The 16,006-nt window shown below is 62.0% G+C and carries 14 protein-coding genes and 1 pseudogene; 6 read left to right on the top strand and 9 right to left on the bottom strand.

Translation table 11 applies throughout. The annotated features are described in order from the left end of the window. Positions 1-26: 26 nt before the first annotated feature. Genes AC04SH_RS09095 through AC04SH_RS09085 form a run of 3 tightly spaced genes read left to right on the top strand, consistent with a single transcriptional unit; the run spans position 27 to position 2,586 of the window. On the top strand, positions 27-911 hold the full coding sequence (locus tag AC04SH_RS09095) for an ABC transporter permease subunit (RefSeq protein ID WP_454588178.1): 885 nt from the start codon (positions 27-29) through the stop codon (positions 909-911). Next, the gene (locus AC04SH_RS09090) at positions 911-1,756 is read left to right on the top strand and encodes an ABC transporter ATP-binding protein (RefSeq protein WP_477233586.1); all 846 of its coding nucleotides are present in this window, start codon (positions 911-913) and stop codon (positions 1,754-1,756) included. Before AC04SH_RS09095 ends, AC04SH_RS09090 begins: the two co-directional genes overlap by 1 nt. Continuing rightward, a complete protein-coding gene (locus AC04SH_RS09085) occupies positions 1,756-2,586 on the top strand; it encodes a dipeptide ABC transporter ATP-binding protein (RefSeq protein ID WP_192249814.1) in 831 nt (276 codons plus the stop codon). The genes AC04SH_RS09090 and AC04SH_RS09085 overlap by 1 nt, the downstream gene beginning before the upstream one ends. Before the next feature lie 120 nt (positions 2,587-2,706). On the opposite strand, the gene AC04SH_RS09080 is transcribed toward AC04SH_RS09085, so the two are convergent. From AC04SH_RS09080 to AC04SH_RS09055, 6 genes are all read right to left on the bottom strand, one after another. Beyond that, the gene (locus AC04SH_RS09080; RefSeq protein WP_488574757.1) at positions 2,707-4,503 is read right to left on the bottom strand and encodes an ABC transporter ATP-binding protein; all 1,797 of its coding nucleotides are present in this window, start codon (positions 4,501-4,503) and stop codon (positions 2,707-2,709) included. Continuing rightward, positions 4,503-5,549: a glycosyltransferase family 2 protein gene (locus AC04SH_RS09075; RefSeq protein ID WP_488574756.1), complete on the bottom strand. Its 1,047-nt coding sequence runs from the start codon at positions 5,547-5,549 to the stop codon at positions 4,503-4,505. Before AC04SH_RS09075 ends, AC04SH_RS09080 begins: the two co-directional genes overlap by 1 nt. Continuing rightward, entirely contained in the window at positions 5,546-6,658 is a 1,113-nt protein-coding gene (locus AC04SH_RS09070; protein ID WP_488574755.1) for a glycosyltransferase family 2 protein, read from the bottom strand. The genes AC04SH_RS09075 and AC04SH_RS09070 overlap by 4 nt, the downstream gene beginning before the upstream one ends. Further along, positions 6,655-7,821, bottom strand: coding sequence for an acyltransferase family protein (locus AC04SH_RS09065; protein WP_488574754.1), 1,167 nt, complete (start codon positions 7,819-7,821; stop codon positions 6,655-6,657). The genes AC04SH_RS09070 and AC04SH_RS09065 overlap by 4 nt, the downstream gene beginning before the upstream one ends. A gap of 758 nt (positions 7,822-8,579) precedes the next feature. Then, on the bottom strand, positions 8,580-9,341 hold the full coding sequence (locus tag AC04SH_RS09060; protein WP_488574753.1) for an alpha/beta fold hydrolase: 762 nt from the start codon (positions 9,339-9,341) through the stop codon (positions 8,580-8,582). A 310-nt stretch (positions 9,342-9,651) separates the two neighbouring features. Continuing rightward, entirely contained in the window at positions 9,652-10,350 is a 699-nt protein-coding gene (locus tag AC04SH_RS09055) for a type 1 glutamine amidotransferase domain-containing protein (RefSeq protein WP_488574752.1), read from the bottom strand. Between the two features lie 145 nt (positions 10,351-10,495). Here AC04SH_RS09055 and AC04SH_RS09050 point away from each other — a divergent pair, with 145 nt between their 5' ends. After that, positions 10,496-11,401: a LysR family transcriptional regulator gene (locus tag AC04SH_RS09050; RefSeq protein ID WP_488574751.1), complete on the top strand. Its 906-nt coding sequence runs from the start codon at positions 10,496-10,498 to the stop codon at positions 11,399-11,401. Here AC04SH_RS09050 and AC04SH_RS09045 read toward each other — a convergent pair. After that, a complete protein-coding gene (locus AC04SH_RS09045) occupies positions 11,379-11,936 on the bottom strand; it encodes an NAD(P)H-dependent oxidoreductase (RefSeq protein ID WP_488574750.1) in 558 nt (185 codons plus the stop codon). The genes AC04SH_RS09050 and AC04SH_RS09045 overlap by 23 nt on opposite strands. Before the next feature lie 280 nt (positions 11,937-12,216). Here AC04SH_RS09045 and AC04SH_RS09040 point away from each other — a divergent pair, with 280 nt between their 5' ends. Together AC04SH_RS09040 and AC04SH_RS09035 are read left to right on the top strand one after the other, a co-directional pair. Further along, positions 12,217-13,704, top strand: coding sequence for a phytoene desaturase family protein (locus AC04SH_RS09040; protein WP_488574749.1), 1,488 nt, complete (start codon positions 12,217-12,219; stop codon positions 13,702-13,704). A 103-nt stretch (positions 13,705-13,807) separates the two neighbouring features. Further along, entirely contained in the window at positions 13,808-14,863 is a 1,056-nt protein-coding gene (locus AC04SH_RS09035) for an Acg family FMN-binding oxidoreductase (RefSeq protein ID WP_488574748.1), read from the top strand. 93 nt (positions 14,864-14,956) lie between these two features. Here the strand turns inward: AC04SH_RS09035 and AC04SH_RS09030 are convergent. Together AC04SH_RS09030 and AC04SH_RS09025 are read right to left on the bottom strand one after the other, a co-directional pair. Beyond that, positions 14,957-15,148, bottom strand: a pseudogene (locus tag AC04SH_RS09030) (DoxX family protein); the annotation flags it as partial. 375 nt (positions 15,149-15,523) lie between these two features. Then, positions 15,524-16,000 carry a DoxX family protein gene (locus AC04SH_RS09025; RefSeq protein ID WP_488574747.1) on the bottom strand — a complete coding sequence of 159 codons (477 nt, stop codon included), beginning with the start codon at positions 15,998-16,000 and terminating at the stop codon, positions 15,524-15,526. Positions 16,001-16,006: the final 6 nt, after the last annotated feature.

The raw sequence follows: 16,006 nt of genomic DNA, 5'->3' as shown, positions 1-16,006 counted from the left end.
TGAGCCAGTCGACCGAAATCGCCCCGATGGCCGCCGGCAATCCTGATCGCCTGACCGGCTTCAGGACCTTCTGGCACTATTTCTCGGTGAACCGCGGCGCCGTCATCGGCCTGTTCGTATTCATCCTGCTGGTGCTGGCGGCGCTGTTTGCGCCGCTGCTGGCGCCCTATGCGCCCGACATCCAGGACAAGACCGCGTTCCTGCGGCCGCCGGCATGGCAGGCGGGCGGCAGCGCCGAATATCTGCTCGGCACCGACGCGGTCGGCCGCGACATGCTCTCGCGCCTGCTCTATGGCGCGCGTTTCTCGCTGCTGATCGGCGCCGTCGTCGTCACGCTGGCACTTACCGGCGGCATCATGCTTGGCCTGCTGGCCGGCTATTTCCGCGGCTGGGTCGACGTGGCGATCATGCGCGTCATGGATTTGATCCTGTCCTTCCCGTCGCTGCTTTTGGCGCTGGTTCTGGTCACCATCCTCGGCCCCGGCCTGTTCAACGCCATGCTGGCCATTGCGCTTGTCCTGCAGCCGCATTTCGCGCGCCTGGTGCGCGCTGCTGTCATGGCCGAAAAGAGCCGTGAATATGTGGTCGCCGCCAAGGTCGCCGGCGCGGGACATATAAGGCTGATGCTGCGCACCATCCTGCCCAACTGCTTGGCGCCGCTGATCGTCCAAGGCACGCTGTCCTTCTCCAACGCCATCCTCGAGGCGGCCGCTCTCGGCTTCCTCGGCCTCGGCGCCCAGCCGCCGACGCCGGAATGGGGAACCATGCTCGCCTCGGCGCGTGAATTCATCCTGCGCGCCTGGTGGGTGGTGACCTTCCCTGGCCTCGCCATCCTCATCACCGTTCTGGCCATCAACCTGGTCGGCGACGGCCTGCGCGATGCGCTCGATCCGAAGCTGCGGAGGTCGTGATGGCGCTGCTCAACATCCGCAATCTCGTCGTCGAGTTCCAGACCGCATCCGGCCCGTTCCGCGCGGTCGACGGCGTCTCGCTGCATGTCAACGAACGTGAAGTGCTGGCCATCGTCGGCGAATCCGGCTCCGGCAAATCGGTGTCGATGCTGGCGGTGATGGGCCTTTTGCCGTGGACCGCGACGGTCACTGCCGACGAGATGAGCTTCAATGGCCGCGACCTCCTGAAGCTGAGCCCGGCCGAGCGGCGCAAGATCGTCGGCAAGGACATGTCGATGATCTTCCAGGAGCCGATGGCCAGCCTCAATCCGTGCTTCACGGTCGGCTTCCAGATCGAGGAAGTGCTGCGCTTCCATATGGGCATGGACAAGGCCCAGCGCCGCGAGCGCGCCATCGAGCTTTTGACGCAGGTCGGCATTGCCGAGCCGGCTGAACGGCTTAACTCGTTCCCGCACCAGATGTCGGGCGGCCAGTGCCAGCGCGTCATGATCGCCATTGCCATCGCCTGCAATCCGAAGCTCCTGATCGCCGACGAACCGACCACCGCGCTCGACGTCACCATCCAGAAACAGATCCTCGACCTGCTGGTCTCGCTGCAGGTCAAATACGGCATGGGCCTGATCATGATCACCCACAATATGGGCGTCGTCGCCGAGACCGCCGACCGCGTCATCGTTCAGTACAAGGGCCGCAAGATGGAAGAGGCCGACGTGCTGTCGCTGTTTGAATCGCCGAAGAGCAATTACACCCGCGCGCTTTTGTCGGCGCTGCCGGACAACGCCGTCGGCGACAGGCTGCCGACCGTCTCCGACATGCTCTTCGAACCGGCCGCCGGAGTCGCCTGATGAGCATCAAGGTCGTCGAAGGCAAGAACATCAAGCGCGACTATCACGTCGGCGGCGGCCTGTTTCGCGGCGCGCGCACCGTGCATGCGGTCAAGGGCGTTTCGTTCAGTGTCGACAAGGGCAAGACGCTGGCCATCGTCGGTGAAAGCGGCTGCGGCAAGTCCACGCTGGCCCGCATCATCACACTGATCGATCCGGCAACGTCGGGAGAACTGTTCATCGACGGCAACAAGGTCGACATCGCCCGGAACGGCCTGACCAAGGAAATGCGCCGCAAGGTGCAGATCGTCTTCCAGAATCCTTACGGCTCGCTCAATCCGCGCCAGAAGATCGGCGATGTGTTGGGTGAACCACTGCTCATCAACACCGACAAGCCGGCCGAAGAGCGGCGCGACCTCGCCATGAAGATGCTGAAGAAGGTCGGCCTTGGAACCGAGCACTACAATCGCTATCCGCATATGTTCTCCGGCGGCCAGCGCCAGCGCATCGCCATTGCCCGCGCGCTGATGCTGAACCCGAGCCTTTTGGTGCTCGACGAGCCGGTCTCCGCGCTCGATCTGTCGGTGCAGGCGCAGGTGCTCAATCTGCTCGCCGACCTGCAGGACGAATTCCAGCTGACCTATGTCTTCATCAGCCACGATCTGTCCGTGGTGCGCTACATCGCCGACGACGTGATGGTGATGTATTTCGGCGAGGCGGTCGAATACGGCTCCCGCGAGGAGGTCTTTGCCGACCCCAAACACAACTACACGAGGACGCTGTTCGCCGCGACGCCGCGTGCCGACGTCGCCTCGATCAAGGCCAGGTTGGCGAAGAAAAAGGCTGCCTGACCTCCCTGGCAATGCTTTTGCGCAATCGGGAATGCGTCGCGGCGGTGGTTTGCCGGCAGGATTGATCGCAATCCGCGAGCTGCCGGGCGCAAGCCGCGTCGCAGATTCGGGTGCGCCCCATCACTCACCCGCTCCGTGTTGGTAAAGCTCGTCCATGCTAAGCTTTGCCAGCGTTGCGAAGGGGGCCTGTTTCTTCACCCGGCCGCGGCTCAAGATCACCACGTCGTCGCAGAACGAGATGGTGCTGTGGTGATGGCTGATGACAATGGTGGTGCGGCGGCCGGCCCGCGACTTCAGCGTCTCGACAATAGCGGCTTCCGACAAGCCATCCACCGCACTCGTGGCTTCGTCGAGGATGAGAATATCGGGATCGCGCACCAGCGCCCGCGCCAGGGCGATTCTTTGCCTTTGTCCGGCTGACAGGTTGACGCCCCGGTATCCGACAAGTGTCGCGTAACCCCGCGGCAGGTGCTCGATGAATTCATGTGCCTCGGCCAGCCTTGCGGCGTGCATGGCATCGCTGGCCGACGCCGTGTCGTGGCCGTAGACAATGTTTTCAAAAATTGTGCCGTCGACCAATTCCAGCTCCTGGCTGGCCAGGGCAATGTTCCGCAGCCACTGCCTTGGGTCGATTTCACCCAGCGGTGCCCCATCGACGAGGATCCTGCCGCTGTCGGGTTCGACGAAGCGGCACAGGAGATTGACAATCGTCGTCTTGCCGGCGCCCGAGCGGCCGATCAGCGCCGTCGAGCGGCCGCTGCGGATGTTGAATACCGCCTGATGCAGCACTGCCTCGCGCGCGTCGGGGCCGGACAGGGCACCGGAATAGGCGAAGCTCACATCATCGAAGCTGATCCCTTGGCGCAAGCCGTCGAACGGCAGGCTGCCCTGCGGCGCCTCGGGCTTGTCGGAAGGATCGAGCAGCCATTGCACCTCCTCCAGCGAGCCGCTCATGCCTTGCAGCTGACTCCACGACATCTGCAAGGCGCGCATATGCGGCTGCAGCCGGTAGAGCAGGATAAGGAAGGCAACGGTCAGCGGGAAGCTCACATTCGCCAGCCAGGCTCCGATCACCACCGCCAGGAACAGCATCGCGTGCAACACCTCGGTCAGCGGCGGCAAGACGCCCTGGCGGATTGAAAGCACGAAAGCCGCCCGCCGCACCCCGTCGGACGCTTTGGCGAAAACCGCCTTTTCGCGGTTCTCCTGCCCGAAGATGCGGATCAGGCGCCCAGCATGCACCAGATGCAGCATCTGCGACGCGAGTGCGCTGTTGCGTGAGACGACGCTGCGGCTCGGCGCCTTCAGATTGGACGACAAAATTCCGTGCGCCAGCTGGACAAGCGCCAGCCCCAGCGTCACCAGCAGCGTCATCTGCCAGGACAGGAGCAGGAGGAAGGCGAGCAGGATGACGGCGGCCGAAGCACTGACGATCGCGCCGAGCAGGGCCTGGATAGCGTCGGACGCTCGCCAGGATTCGTTGGAGATGATGTTGAGCAGCCGTCCGGGGCTTTGCTGCAGGAAAAAGGGGTAGCCGACCCTGAGCAACTGCTCCGACAGTGCGCTGCGGATCGAATAACCTGCCTTGCCGTAGATGAAGCTGGTCAGCAGCGTATTGGCGAAGGCAAAGACATTCTTCAGCACGATCGAACCGAGGATGGCGGCCGAAATGGCGATCAGCCGCTCGCGCTCGCCGAGGTCCGCTCCAACCTGCTGGAGGAGGGCAGAAAAACCGGCCATGCCTGATGTTTCGCCACGCCCCATAATGATGCCGAGCAGCGGAATGATGAGGCCGATGCCGAGGCCTTCCAGCGCGGCGCCCGCAAGCCCGAGCCCCACCACGATGGGAACGAGCCGCAACAGCCTGCCACCAAGCGCGCGGCGCAGCATTGGCAGGGCTGACGGAATCCGTGACATTATCGCGCTCTGGCCTCCGCATTGGCTTCGCTGGCTTGCCGGTCCTGGCGCAGCGGCAGCCGTTTTGGCCATCCCATCATGACGAGCAGCGCAAATCTGGCGGCACCTGCCAGATTCATGACGACAATAGGCCAGTGCGACAGATCGAGGTCGCGGTCGAAGCGAGGACGGCCCGCCAGTTCCTTGAACGCGGCCCGCGCGGACCAATAGACATGGCGAAGCAGCCAAGGGGCGTGGCGGACATGTTTCAGGCACAGTGCACCATTACCGAGGCTATAGTCGCGGTGCAGCTTGTCGATCGATTTGCGGTCTCGCCGGCCGTGATGATGCAAGACCGTCATGTCGGGCACATACTCGACCGGCATGCCGAGCAGCATCGCCCGCACGAGATAATCCGTATCCTCAGCCGAGCGTAGCGGGCCGCCAGCGCCGAAGCGTTCGTCGAACGGCCCGATGCGGGCCGCAACGTCGCGGTGCATGGTCATGTTGCAGCCGAGCACGAAGCCGCCTGGGTGGACCGCCGGGGTCAGCCGCTCGCGTGCCTCGCAGCGCTTGATGGTGAAGGGCAGGTCCCGGGCATCACCGAGCTCGACGCGACCGCCGCGGATCAGCCATTTCTCGCCGCTCCGGTAGTGCCGCTCGAGGTCGCGGAGATAGTTGCGATCGAGCTTGCAGTCATCGTCGATGAAGACCAGCACGCGGCCTCGCGCTCGCGCCAATCCGGCATTGCGGGCAGCGGCTAGTCCGGGACGGGGCTCCGAGACGGCTGTGACCGGGATGTCTGACGTTTCGGCGATACCGGCCAGCCGCTTTGACGTGCCGTCCCGTGAACCGTTGTCGACCACCACCAACTCAGCCGCGAAGGCGGCGTGCGCCCGGCATGCAGCCTGGATCGACGCTATGCAGGCCTCCAGCACAGCGGCGCGGTCGCGCGTGCAGACGATGAAGCTGACCTCGAACGACGGCCGCTCCGATCGGGGAGTTGTCGGGACAGGCGCACTCACAAACGGGTGATCGCGCAGGAGCGGGTGGGGCCTGTCGGTCATACTATTCCCCGCTGATAACGCGCCAGCACCGCTTCGGCCGGCGTCGTTTTGAAGAAGTACTCCACCGCGTCCGCCCGCTTTCCGGCCGCTATCGAGGCCAGGCTGAGCCAGGGCGCCCAGACGCCGGGACGCAGCGCATATTGTTCGCGGCGCCGGATGAAGTTCCATCTCGCTGTCCGCGTCAGCAATTCATGCGTCAGCGGCGGTTCTCTTTCGTCGCTGACGAGCTGGTACAGGAAATAGAACAGGTTCAGCGCGCCGGCCTCGAAGCTTGGCCGTGTGTCGGCTGGCAGCGTGGAAATCCGCACTTCCAGCGCACGGATGAAATCGGCTGCGCGCGCAACCGTGTCGAACGAGACGACCTCGCCGATGTCGCGCAGATCCGCGGTGGCTTCCGCGAGCCCCTCACGTTCGAGATTTTCGGCCACGATCCGCAAATGCGTCCTGCGCATTTCCTTGGCATGCCGCATGGTCACGCTTCCAGCGTGGATGCGATAGACGAGCAGGTTCTCGGGTGAGATGGTCGCTGGGAAACGGCGAGCAAGCCGCCTGAAGAGATCGAAATCCTCGGCGTGCCTGTATTCGGGATCGTAATAGAGATCGTCGGTCCCTATGACCCTCCTGTTGTAGACCACCGTCGGATGCATGAATATCGTGAAGAACATCGACAATATGTCGAGCCGGCCGGATCGGAACGCCGGGTCGAGCCTGCCCTTGGCGATACGGCCGTGAAGCAAGGTATCGACGCCGGCGCCGCAGAAGCCGAGCTCGGGCCGCCGCTCGAACAGCGCCACCTGGCGCGAGAGGCGCCAGGGATAGGCGACATCGTCCGCATCCATTCGCGCAACCAGCTCGCCCTGGGCCAGTCGTAGGCCTTCATTGAGGGTGGCGACGAGGCCGCGGTTCTCACGTGAGATGACGGAAACGCGATTGTCGGCCCGGCGGTATCGTTCGAGGATCTCGAGCGAATTGTCGGTCGACCCGTCATCGATAGCGATGACCTCCAGGCGATCGTAGTCTTGCCGCAGGATGCTCCCCAGCGCAGCGGCGAGATAAGGCCCGGCATTGTAGACCGGCAGCAGGACGGAGACGAGCGGCGCGGCGGTCATCTCTGGGCATCCGTTTGCTGGAGATCGAGCGCAACGCGGCCATCGGGGGATCCGCTGGGCGCCCTGCCGAGCCAGACGGCATCGCCGGCGCGTGCCTGGGAGCGGCGGCGCGCGACATAGGGGAAGCGACGCTTGAGGCCGTTGAGCGGCCTTTCGAAAACCGTCCACGAGATCGAAGCGACGGCGATCGTGGCGGCGCTCGCGACCAGGAACCGCCCTGGCCCCTGCTCCGAGACATTGAGTGGAATCCAGGGCTGTGACTTGACGGCGAGCGACAGAAGGATCGGATGGTAGAGATAGACGCCGTAGCTGATGCGGCCCAGTGACAGCAGCGGCGGCAGTTCGAAAACCCTGCCGAGGGCGCCGCCAAGGCCGGCTGAACAGGCGGCGACAACGGTCACCAGCGGCACCAAGGGCAGGATCTGCAGCAGCGCCCAGCGGGCCCATTCCAGCATGGGATCGGCCGGTGCCGGGACAAGCCATTCAATCGCCAGGAAGATGGCCGCAAGGGCTGGCCAGCCTAGCCGCATCCATTGCGGCAGGCCTGCGCCTCTGGCCCGCCGGCAGGCAAGCAGAGCACCCAAGGCCAGCGCATCCATCGATGCCGGTGGCAGCAGGTCGCGCGCCAGCGCCGGGGTGGCGGTGATCGGCCAGTAGAAGCGATAGGCCAGCGACAACAGGATGACGCCGATAGTGATCGCTTCCACGCGCCGGCGCGGTGCGAGAAGCACGACCAGCGGCCAGGCGATGTAGAACTGCTCCTCGATGCTCAGGCTCCAGAAATGGCAGAGTAGCCAGGGTGTCCATTCGTTGCGCAGCGCGTACCAGAAATTCGACAGGTAAAGCGCATGCCAGACGAGCGATCCGCTGGACCGCTCCAGGTCGGTCAGCCAAACGAACCCGAGCACGGCGAAATAGGGCGGGAATATGCGCAGCGCGCGCCTGATGTAGAAGGATCTCAATGCAGGGCCGGCTTCGAATTCGGCCGCGGCGCGGGCTTCGAGCAGCAGTCGGGTGATCAGGAAGCCGCTCAGCACGAAGAACAGCCGCACGCCGATATGGCCCCAAAAGGAGGACCCGTTGGGAGCCAGGAAATGAGAATAGAGAACCATCGTGACAGCGATGGCCCGCAGCGCGTCCAGCTGATTGTCGCGCGCGACCATCAGCCATTTCCGCCGGTCTGAGATCTCCGATGAAGCCGGCGGCCCGCCATTCCGGGTCTCAGGTCTGCCAGCGTTGACAGTGCGCAGACAACATCAAACCCGCGCCTTGTGCGCGAGGCAGTCTCGAAATCGGTAGTGGCCAGCGAAAAACTCAAGCTGGTCACCTTGGCGGAATCCTCCACGGCGCACGTCCCGGTACTGAATCCCCCAGGAAATGGTGTAGCCGGGCAATGGTGCAGTGCAACACAAAATATCTTCCGAACTGTAATGTTTACGTGAGTGAATGCTAAAAATGGATATGTTTGGCAAATGCGCTGTGTCGTCGACGGACTTTCTCGCGCGCCATGCCCCGTCGGGCGAGTTGTATCATATCACGAAGACCTGGTTTAATTACATGTCTCGAATCTGCATGGCTTGATGTCTTCAGTAGGCTAACAAAATAGCTTAAGAAGATAGGTGTTGTATTTTATGACTGAAGTTTATATTGCCGAATAATCGGCAAAATGGAAACTATCGATTTTGCGCAACGCAGCATAGTCGATGGCCAAGCGCCTGACGACGCAGTCCTTCCCGATGGCGCGATCAATCCCGGTGCTGGGAGCTGACAACCGGAGACATCCGCAGCTGTGGCGGCGGCCATAGGGCGCATGTCGACGCGGGCCGGAAGTTCCGGCGTTTGCGTAGGGAGTCCGGGCCGGGTTTCCGGGCCCGGACCAAGTGCCCAGTGATCATGCGTGGTCGTCCAGCGATCAATCAGATTACTTTGCAGCCTGGATGATCAACTTTGCCACGACGTCCGGGTGGGACAGCATGACCACGTGGCTCGACGCCACTTCGACTGCTATCGCCTTGAGACGCTTGACCTGGTCGCGCTGTAGCTGTGGCTGGATGATCTTGTCATCGGTAGATACGACCTCGAAGGACGGAATTGTGTGCCAGGCCGCCTGTGTTACAGGCGTCGAGACGGCCTTAACGCCAAACGGCCCCTGTGTCGCTGCGATCAATGCACGCTCATTACGAGGCACATCGGGTGCGAAATAGTTGAAGATACCTTCGTCGGTGAACCTCAGATAGCCGGCGTCATCCTTCTTGATGAATGACCTGCCGGGCGCATCCGGGTATGGCTTTTGCGTGTCAAGCACCGACTGTCCAACCTCCGGGGCGTAAGCGGCGACGTAGACTAGTGAATGCACCTTCGGATTGACGCCCGCCTGCGTAATGACAGCGCCTCCATAGGAGTGTCCCACAAGAACAACCGGACCTACGGCATCGGCAATCGCACGATCGGTGAAAGCAACGTCATTTTCCAAAGTGTCGAGGGGGTTTTGAACGGCCACGACCTTCAGGCCAGCCTTTTGGAGAAGCGGAATGACCTTGTTCCAAGATGACCCGTCGGCGAAGGCGCCGTGGACGAGTACCACGGTTTTGGCGGTGAAGTCCGTGGCCTTGGCCGGCAGGGCAATTGTGATTGCGATCACAGCAACCGCAGCGGCCGACTTAACTGAGTCGAGGAATTTCATTTCGTACATCCTTTTTGACAATTGTGTGGACGGGTCTCTTGCTTGCCCGATGATCAGGCAGGGTATTTCGTTCCGTCGCGGCTAATCGGACGTGCGCTTTTGGCGTCCCGACCCAACCTGAGTTGGGATCGGGCGCTGCTACCGGTCTGGAGCTGAAAGATTGAAGGGGCCGATAGCAGCCTGATGGGGTTGGGTCAGTGAGGGGGCAAGGTAGATTTCGTCGCCTCCGTCAGTTTGAACCAAGAGCACGCGTCCAGGTAAGGTCGGCATTGACGGTCACCGCTCGTCGGCGGCTGACGATACTGAATGGTCAAGCGGCCTTGGCTTGTGCCAGTCTCAGGGCGGCGACCAGAGCTTCGGCGGCCTCGCCAGAAGATGCCGGATTCTGACCGCTGATCAGCTGGCCATCCACGACAGTGTGGACGCCCCAGTCCTTTACTCTAGAGAACACCGCCCCCCGGCTGATAAGCTCGTCTTCCACCAGGAAGGGCACGACCTTGGTCAAGCCAACACCTTCCTCTTCAGTGTTGGTGAAGCCGGTGAGGTACCGTCCCTCAACGAATGGCGAGCCGTCGGCATTCTTGACATGGCGCAGGACACCCGGAGCATGGCAGACCAGCGCGATCGTCTTGCCGGCTGCGATGAAGGATTCGATTAGGCGAATGGAATTCGCGTCTTCAGCCAGATCCCACATTGGACCATGGCCGCCGGGATAAAAGACCGTGTCGAAGTCCTTCTGGTCGACGCTGTCGAGGCGTACGGTGTGGGCGAGCTGGGCATTCGCCTCTGCGTCGGTTTTGAAACGAGCTGTCAGCTCGGTCTGGAACATTGGCTCATCACTCTTCGGGTCCAGCGGCGGCTGGCCGCCCTTGGGCGAAGCAAGGGTGATTTCAGCGCCGGCATCCTTGAAGACGTAGTAAGGCGCTGCGAGCTCCTCGAGCCAGAAGCCGGTCTTCCGACCGGTATTGCCGAGAGTGTCGTGCGAGGTGAGTACCATGAGAACTTTCATCGCCGTATCCTTTGACGTCGCGGCCAGTCTGGCCTGAAGTTCGATCAGCCCCGCTGGCTTTTCGATAAGGTGATCATCGCATCCGAATAGATATTTGAGAAATTTACTTATCGTATTTTAGATATTCACATACCATTATATCTGGATGAAATACGATCTGAACCTTCTGCCCGTCTTCTTGGCCCTTATGGAAGAACGAAGTGTCACGCGCGCTGCCAGCCGTCTTGGCATTACGCAGCCTGCACTCTCGAATTCGCTCAACCGTCTTCGCGACATGCTCAAAGATCCACTGTTCATTCGGGAAAGATACGGTATCAGGCCGACACAGCTTGCAGAGGAAATCGCGCCGACGATCGAGGCGGCATTGGCCCAGCTGGACGATCTGGTCGCTCATCAGCAGGATTTCGATCCGTCAAGCGCGGAGCGCCTGTTCATGATCGCGCCGAACAGCTATGTCGAGCTGGTCCTGATGCCCGCGCTGGTTGCCAGGCTTCGCGAGCAGGCACCGGGGATCAAGCTTCGCATGACACCCTTTGGCAATGATCTTGCTGAGACCGGCGTGATTTCGGGAACGACTGCCATGGTGCTGGGAAGGGTCATCGATCCGCCAGACAACCTTATGGTCCAACATCTGATGGACGACGGGCTTGCGTGCATCGTGCGCAGGGACCATCCCGATGTCGGTCACGTCCTGACTCGGGAATTGTACGAAGGCCTGAAACACGTCAACGTGCTGCCTCCCGGCCGAATTCGTGCGGGCGTTTTCCAGGCGTTGGGGCACCAAAATCTCAAGCGCGACGTTGCCGTGTCCGTAACGCACTTTCTGGCAGTTCCGGAAATGATTGCCGTCACCGACTATTGTGCCACGCTCCCGCGCTTGATCTGCCGCAGCCTCGAACGTGATTCTCGTCTGAAGGTCATTCCGGCACCTGTTGATCTCGGTACATTCCCCGTCGAGATGGCCTGGCATGTCCGATACCGTCATGATCCCGCACATCGCTGGCTCAGGGGCGTGGTGAGCGAACTCGCTAAGGACCTCGTGACCATATGAAATTGCGCAGAGTTCGCCGCTCCGCTGAGGAGTCCTTTGCCGAATAGTGCGCAAGGCGGCGGACCGGGCGAAATCCGCAGTGACCAAGCACGGCGCTAGAAATCCATCGCCAGAACAGGTCCCCTCGAAAGAGCCAGCCGACGATCCGTGGCGAGTTCTGCGTGTAGATCACTCGCGCTGACCGGCCGGTCAGGAGCGGCGTCACATAGGGAAAGCGCGCGCGATAACGCATGGCAAACTCTGGCAGGAAAACGCGATCAACATAGCCCTTCAGCAATGCCGGCACCGCCCACCACCAATTGGGCGACGCCACGACGAGGTGCTGACACCACCGAATGAACTGCTGCTGTTCAGCGATGTCGGGCTCTAGCGGCTTGGCGCTGTGAAAGCCGCCGGGCAGAACCAGATCAAAGCGCAGCTCTCTCAGTGCGATGCTGCGGTGGCCTGCCGCCCGTGCGCCGTCCACATACGCCGCCGTCACGGCATCACAGAAGCTGCCTTCGTCAGGGTGGGCGTTCAGTACGAGGATGCGCATGAAATCATCCCGAAATTCGCCGCCTCCATGTTAGGCGCCCGTTCGGTAATTGCTGAATGAGCTGAATGATCAGTCCCGCCATACTGAGCAAGCATATCGCATTTTGCACACGGTCTTATGACTCAGGTCAAATACGCCTCACGGCTTTGATGCTTTGATACTGCCATCGCTGGTTCAGGAGCCAATCGATGGCTTGCGAAATCACTACGCTACGTGGAGTGGCCGATGGCGGATTTGTTTCAGTCTTCAGACATCAGATTCACAATCGGATGAGGTCGCCATGACAAGCCAAAGTCGCAAGGTCATTGTCATTGGCGGCGGCGTCGCCGGGCTATGCGCGGCCGTCTACGCACGAAAATGCGGCTACGAGGTCGAGCTTCTCGAACAGCACGACGGTCCAGGCGGACTAGCGACCAGTTGGAGACGGGGCGACTACACCTTCGAGACCTGCCTGCACTGGCTGCTCGGCTCCAATCCTGCCGGCACCTTGCACGCGCAATGGCAGGAAGTGTGCGACATCGCCAGCTTACGCTTTGTTTATGCCGAGGAATACCTGCGTTTGGAAGACGAACACGGCGGCAGCTTGAGCATCTATACCGATGTCGATCGGCTGGAAGCGGAGCTGCTGAACGCCGCGCCCGGCGATGAAACGGAAATCCGCCACCTGGTCGGGGCCATTCGCCAGCTCGGCGACCTGCCCATGCCGGGCCTGGACGAAGGCTGGTCGCACAAGTTGCTGGGCCTGGTGCGCACCCTGCCCGACCTGCCCTTGCTGTGGCGTCTGTCGCACATCAGTGTCGAAGAGTACGGCCAGCGTTTCAACCACCCCCTGCTGCGGCGCTTTTTCGGGGCGGGAGCTATGGGCCGCCTGTCTGTTCTGGCGCTGATCCTGTCCCTGGGCTGGATGAGCACGGGCAATGCGGGCTACGCCATCGGCGGGGCGCAGGCGCTGATCCGGCTGATTGCCGAAAGGCTCACGGCCCTGGGAGGGCAGGTGCGTTACGGCGCGAAAGTCGAGAAGATTCTGGTCGAAGACGATGCGGCGGTGGGCGTGCAACTGGCCGGGGGCGAGATTGTCAAGGCCGACTGGGTTCTTTCCGCCGCCGACGGCCATGCCACCATCTATGAAATGCTTGGCGGCAAGTACAAGGACAAGGCCGTCGACGCCGCCTATGGCAGCTTTGAGACTTTTCCATCCTACCTTCAGGTGTCTTTGGGTGTGGCCCGCGATCTGTCGGATCAGCCCGGCTATGTGACCCGCGTGCTGGATGAACCGCTTCAGATCGACCCAGAGACGGCGCTTCCCGACGTGTCTTTCCGCTTCTTTCACTTCGATCCGACCTTCGCCCCGAAGGGCAAGACCGCCGTCACCTGCTTCCTACCGACACATAATTTCAGCTATTGGGCGGATTTGCGCGACCGTGATCAGAACACCTATCAGGCGGAAAAGCACCGTGTGGCCGACGAAGTCATAGGCATTCTGGAACGCCGGATGCCAGGCATCAGAGCCGACATCGAAGTCACCGACATCTCCTCGCCCGCCTCGGTCATCCGCTTTACCGGCAACTGGAAGGGCAGCATGGAAGGCTGGCTGATGACGCCCGATACCGGCCTCAAGTCCTTGCCGCTGACCTTGCCGGGGCTGCGCAATTTCTTGCGGGCCGGGCAATGGGTGCATCCCGGCGGCGGCCTGCCGACCGGTCTGATGACCGCCCGCGCCGCCATTCAAGCCGTGTGCCATCAGGATCACGTATCGTTTTCGGTATGAAAGTCCTGGTGGGAGGAAGTCAGGTGACGAACCGAACCCAACCCGTTTCTTTAGGTCTTGATCAATGAACAGGCGGCAAGTGCTGATCGGTGCGGGTGCATTGATGGCAGGCACCGTCGGCGCGGCGGCATTCAGTTTCTCGCGCACCGGCTCGATGGCCGACTACGCCGCTGCGGCCTCCGCGATGCGGGCGACGCTCTCCGAACGTCCGGAACTCAAAGACCTCGTTCGCTACGCCACATTGGCTGCGAACGGCCACAATACCCAGCCCTGGCGCTTTCACTTTGCCGATGGCCGCATTGCGATCCTTCCGGATTTCGCGCGGCGCACGCCCATGGTGGATCCCGATGACCACCATCTTTTCGTCAGCCTCGGCTGCGCCGCCGAGAACCTCGCGCTCGCCGCCGCTGCGCGCGGCCGCGGCGGCGAATTGCGGTTCGATCCGGCCGGTAACGGCTTCGTGGCCTTCGAGCTTGGCGCCGGGCCGGCGGAACGTTCCACCCTCTTCGAGGCGATCCCTACGCGCCAGTCGACGCGCGCCGATTATGACGGACGGCCGGTCGCCGTCGACGATCTGGAGGTCCTGGCCGCGGCGGCACGCATTCCCGGAGTCGATCTGATTCTGACGACCGATCGGCAGCAGATTGAGCGCGTGCTCGAGTTCGTCATCGCGGACAACAGCGCGCAGATGGACGATCCCGCCTTCGTGCGCGAGCTGAAGGATTGGCTTCGCTTCAATCCCCGCCGGGCGCTCGAAGCCGGCGACGGCCTCTTCAGCGCGGCGAGCGGCAATCCGACCGCGCCTACTTGGCTCGGCGGTCTGATGTTCGATCTGCTCTTCCGTGCTGGCGCAGAGAATGACAAATACGCCCGGCAGCTGCGCTCCTCCGCTGGGGTTGCGATCTTCGTGTCGGAGCGCGACGACGAGGATCACTGGGTCCGCGCAGGACGCGCCTGCCAGCGCTTCGCCCTGCAGGCAACAACGCTCGGCCTCAAGCACGCCTTCATCAATCAGCCCGTCGAAGTCACCGCCCTGCGGACACAGCTCGCAAGCCTTCTGGGGATGCCCGGCGGTAGGCCTGACATCGTGATGCGGTTCGGCTACGGACCCACCTTGCCGTTCTCGCCGCGCCGGCCGGTGGAAGCGGTCCTGTCGTGACGTCACGCCAAACATGGGCACGGCCGGATAGGCGATATTCGCGAAGCGGGAGTGCCAAATTCCCGATGCGCCGCTAAATTCCGCAACACTGACGAGCGGAATGAACGCGCCCGCCAGCACAGCACCGCCGCAGACAAGTTCAACCAGCGTTGTCAACCATGCTAGCACTTGAGGCTCTGGGACTCCCAGTGTCTGAAGCACGACGCCAAAGCTTCCCGGCCCTCTGCTGAGTTTGGCATAGCCATGAGCAAGGAAGCCAAAACCCACGATCAACCTTATCGGCAACGGCGCCCATATCCGCTGGCAGAACTTGAAGGGTAGAGTGACGCTTTTGAGAGAAGTCGACTGAAAGACACGCTGGCGAACTTTCTTTTGGATCCGGTGCGCGAGAGCTCAAACATCGTCCGAAGAGGCGAGAGAACTTGCATGAATCCGTATTCGCCGCGCGGCGAGTGCCCGTTACGGTCTCACAGCAACGTGACCGCTGCCGGAATTCTTGGCCACGGCAAGACCGAAGACCGCCACGTCAACCCTTGAGGTGCACCTAGCTCGGGCGGGAACGGCGGCCTGCGACGCTGTGTCCAGTGGGTTGGACTTCATTCGGCTTTCAAAGCATGGGTGAGGATGCACGTCAGGTCAGCCTCCCCGGGGCTGAAATGTTCAGGTTTTGGAGGCCGAAGAGATTCGATCGGCTACATAGTCGAGTGAGAAAACCCCGGCACCACGCGTAAGCACCAGCAACAGCAGCGAGGCCCACAGCAGGTGTTCCGCCCAGTTCTCCGGAAAAACAAAGATCTGGATTACCGAAACGACACCGAGCAGCATCAGCGCGCCGAGACGCGAGAACAGCCCCAGGAAAAGCAGCACCGCCCCGGTGATCTCTGCCGTTGTCGCCAGCGGCGCCGCGATCGACGGATCGATGATTGGTAGATTGTATTCGCTGGCGAACAGCTGAAGCGTCACCGGCCAAGACGCCAGCTTCGATTGTGCGGACTGCCAGAAGACATGCGCAATCGCTACTCGAGCTGCGAGCTGGACCAGCGAAAATGGGATACGCTCCGGCAACTTGATCACTCGTCGGTAAAGACCAACAAGGCCGGCAGGGCGAGGAGGGGAATATTCCGGTATCGCAGTCATGATCGT

It is taken from the genome of Mesorhizobium sp. CNPSo 4688 (assembly GCF_057784295.1).
The sequence above is the reverse complement of the archived record's forward strand: the minus strand, read 5'-3'. Positions and strand labels throughout refer to the sequence as shown.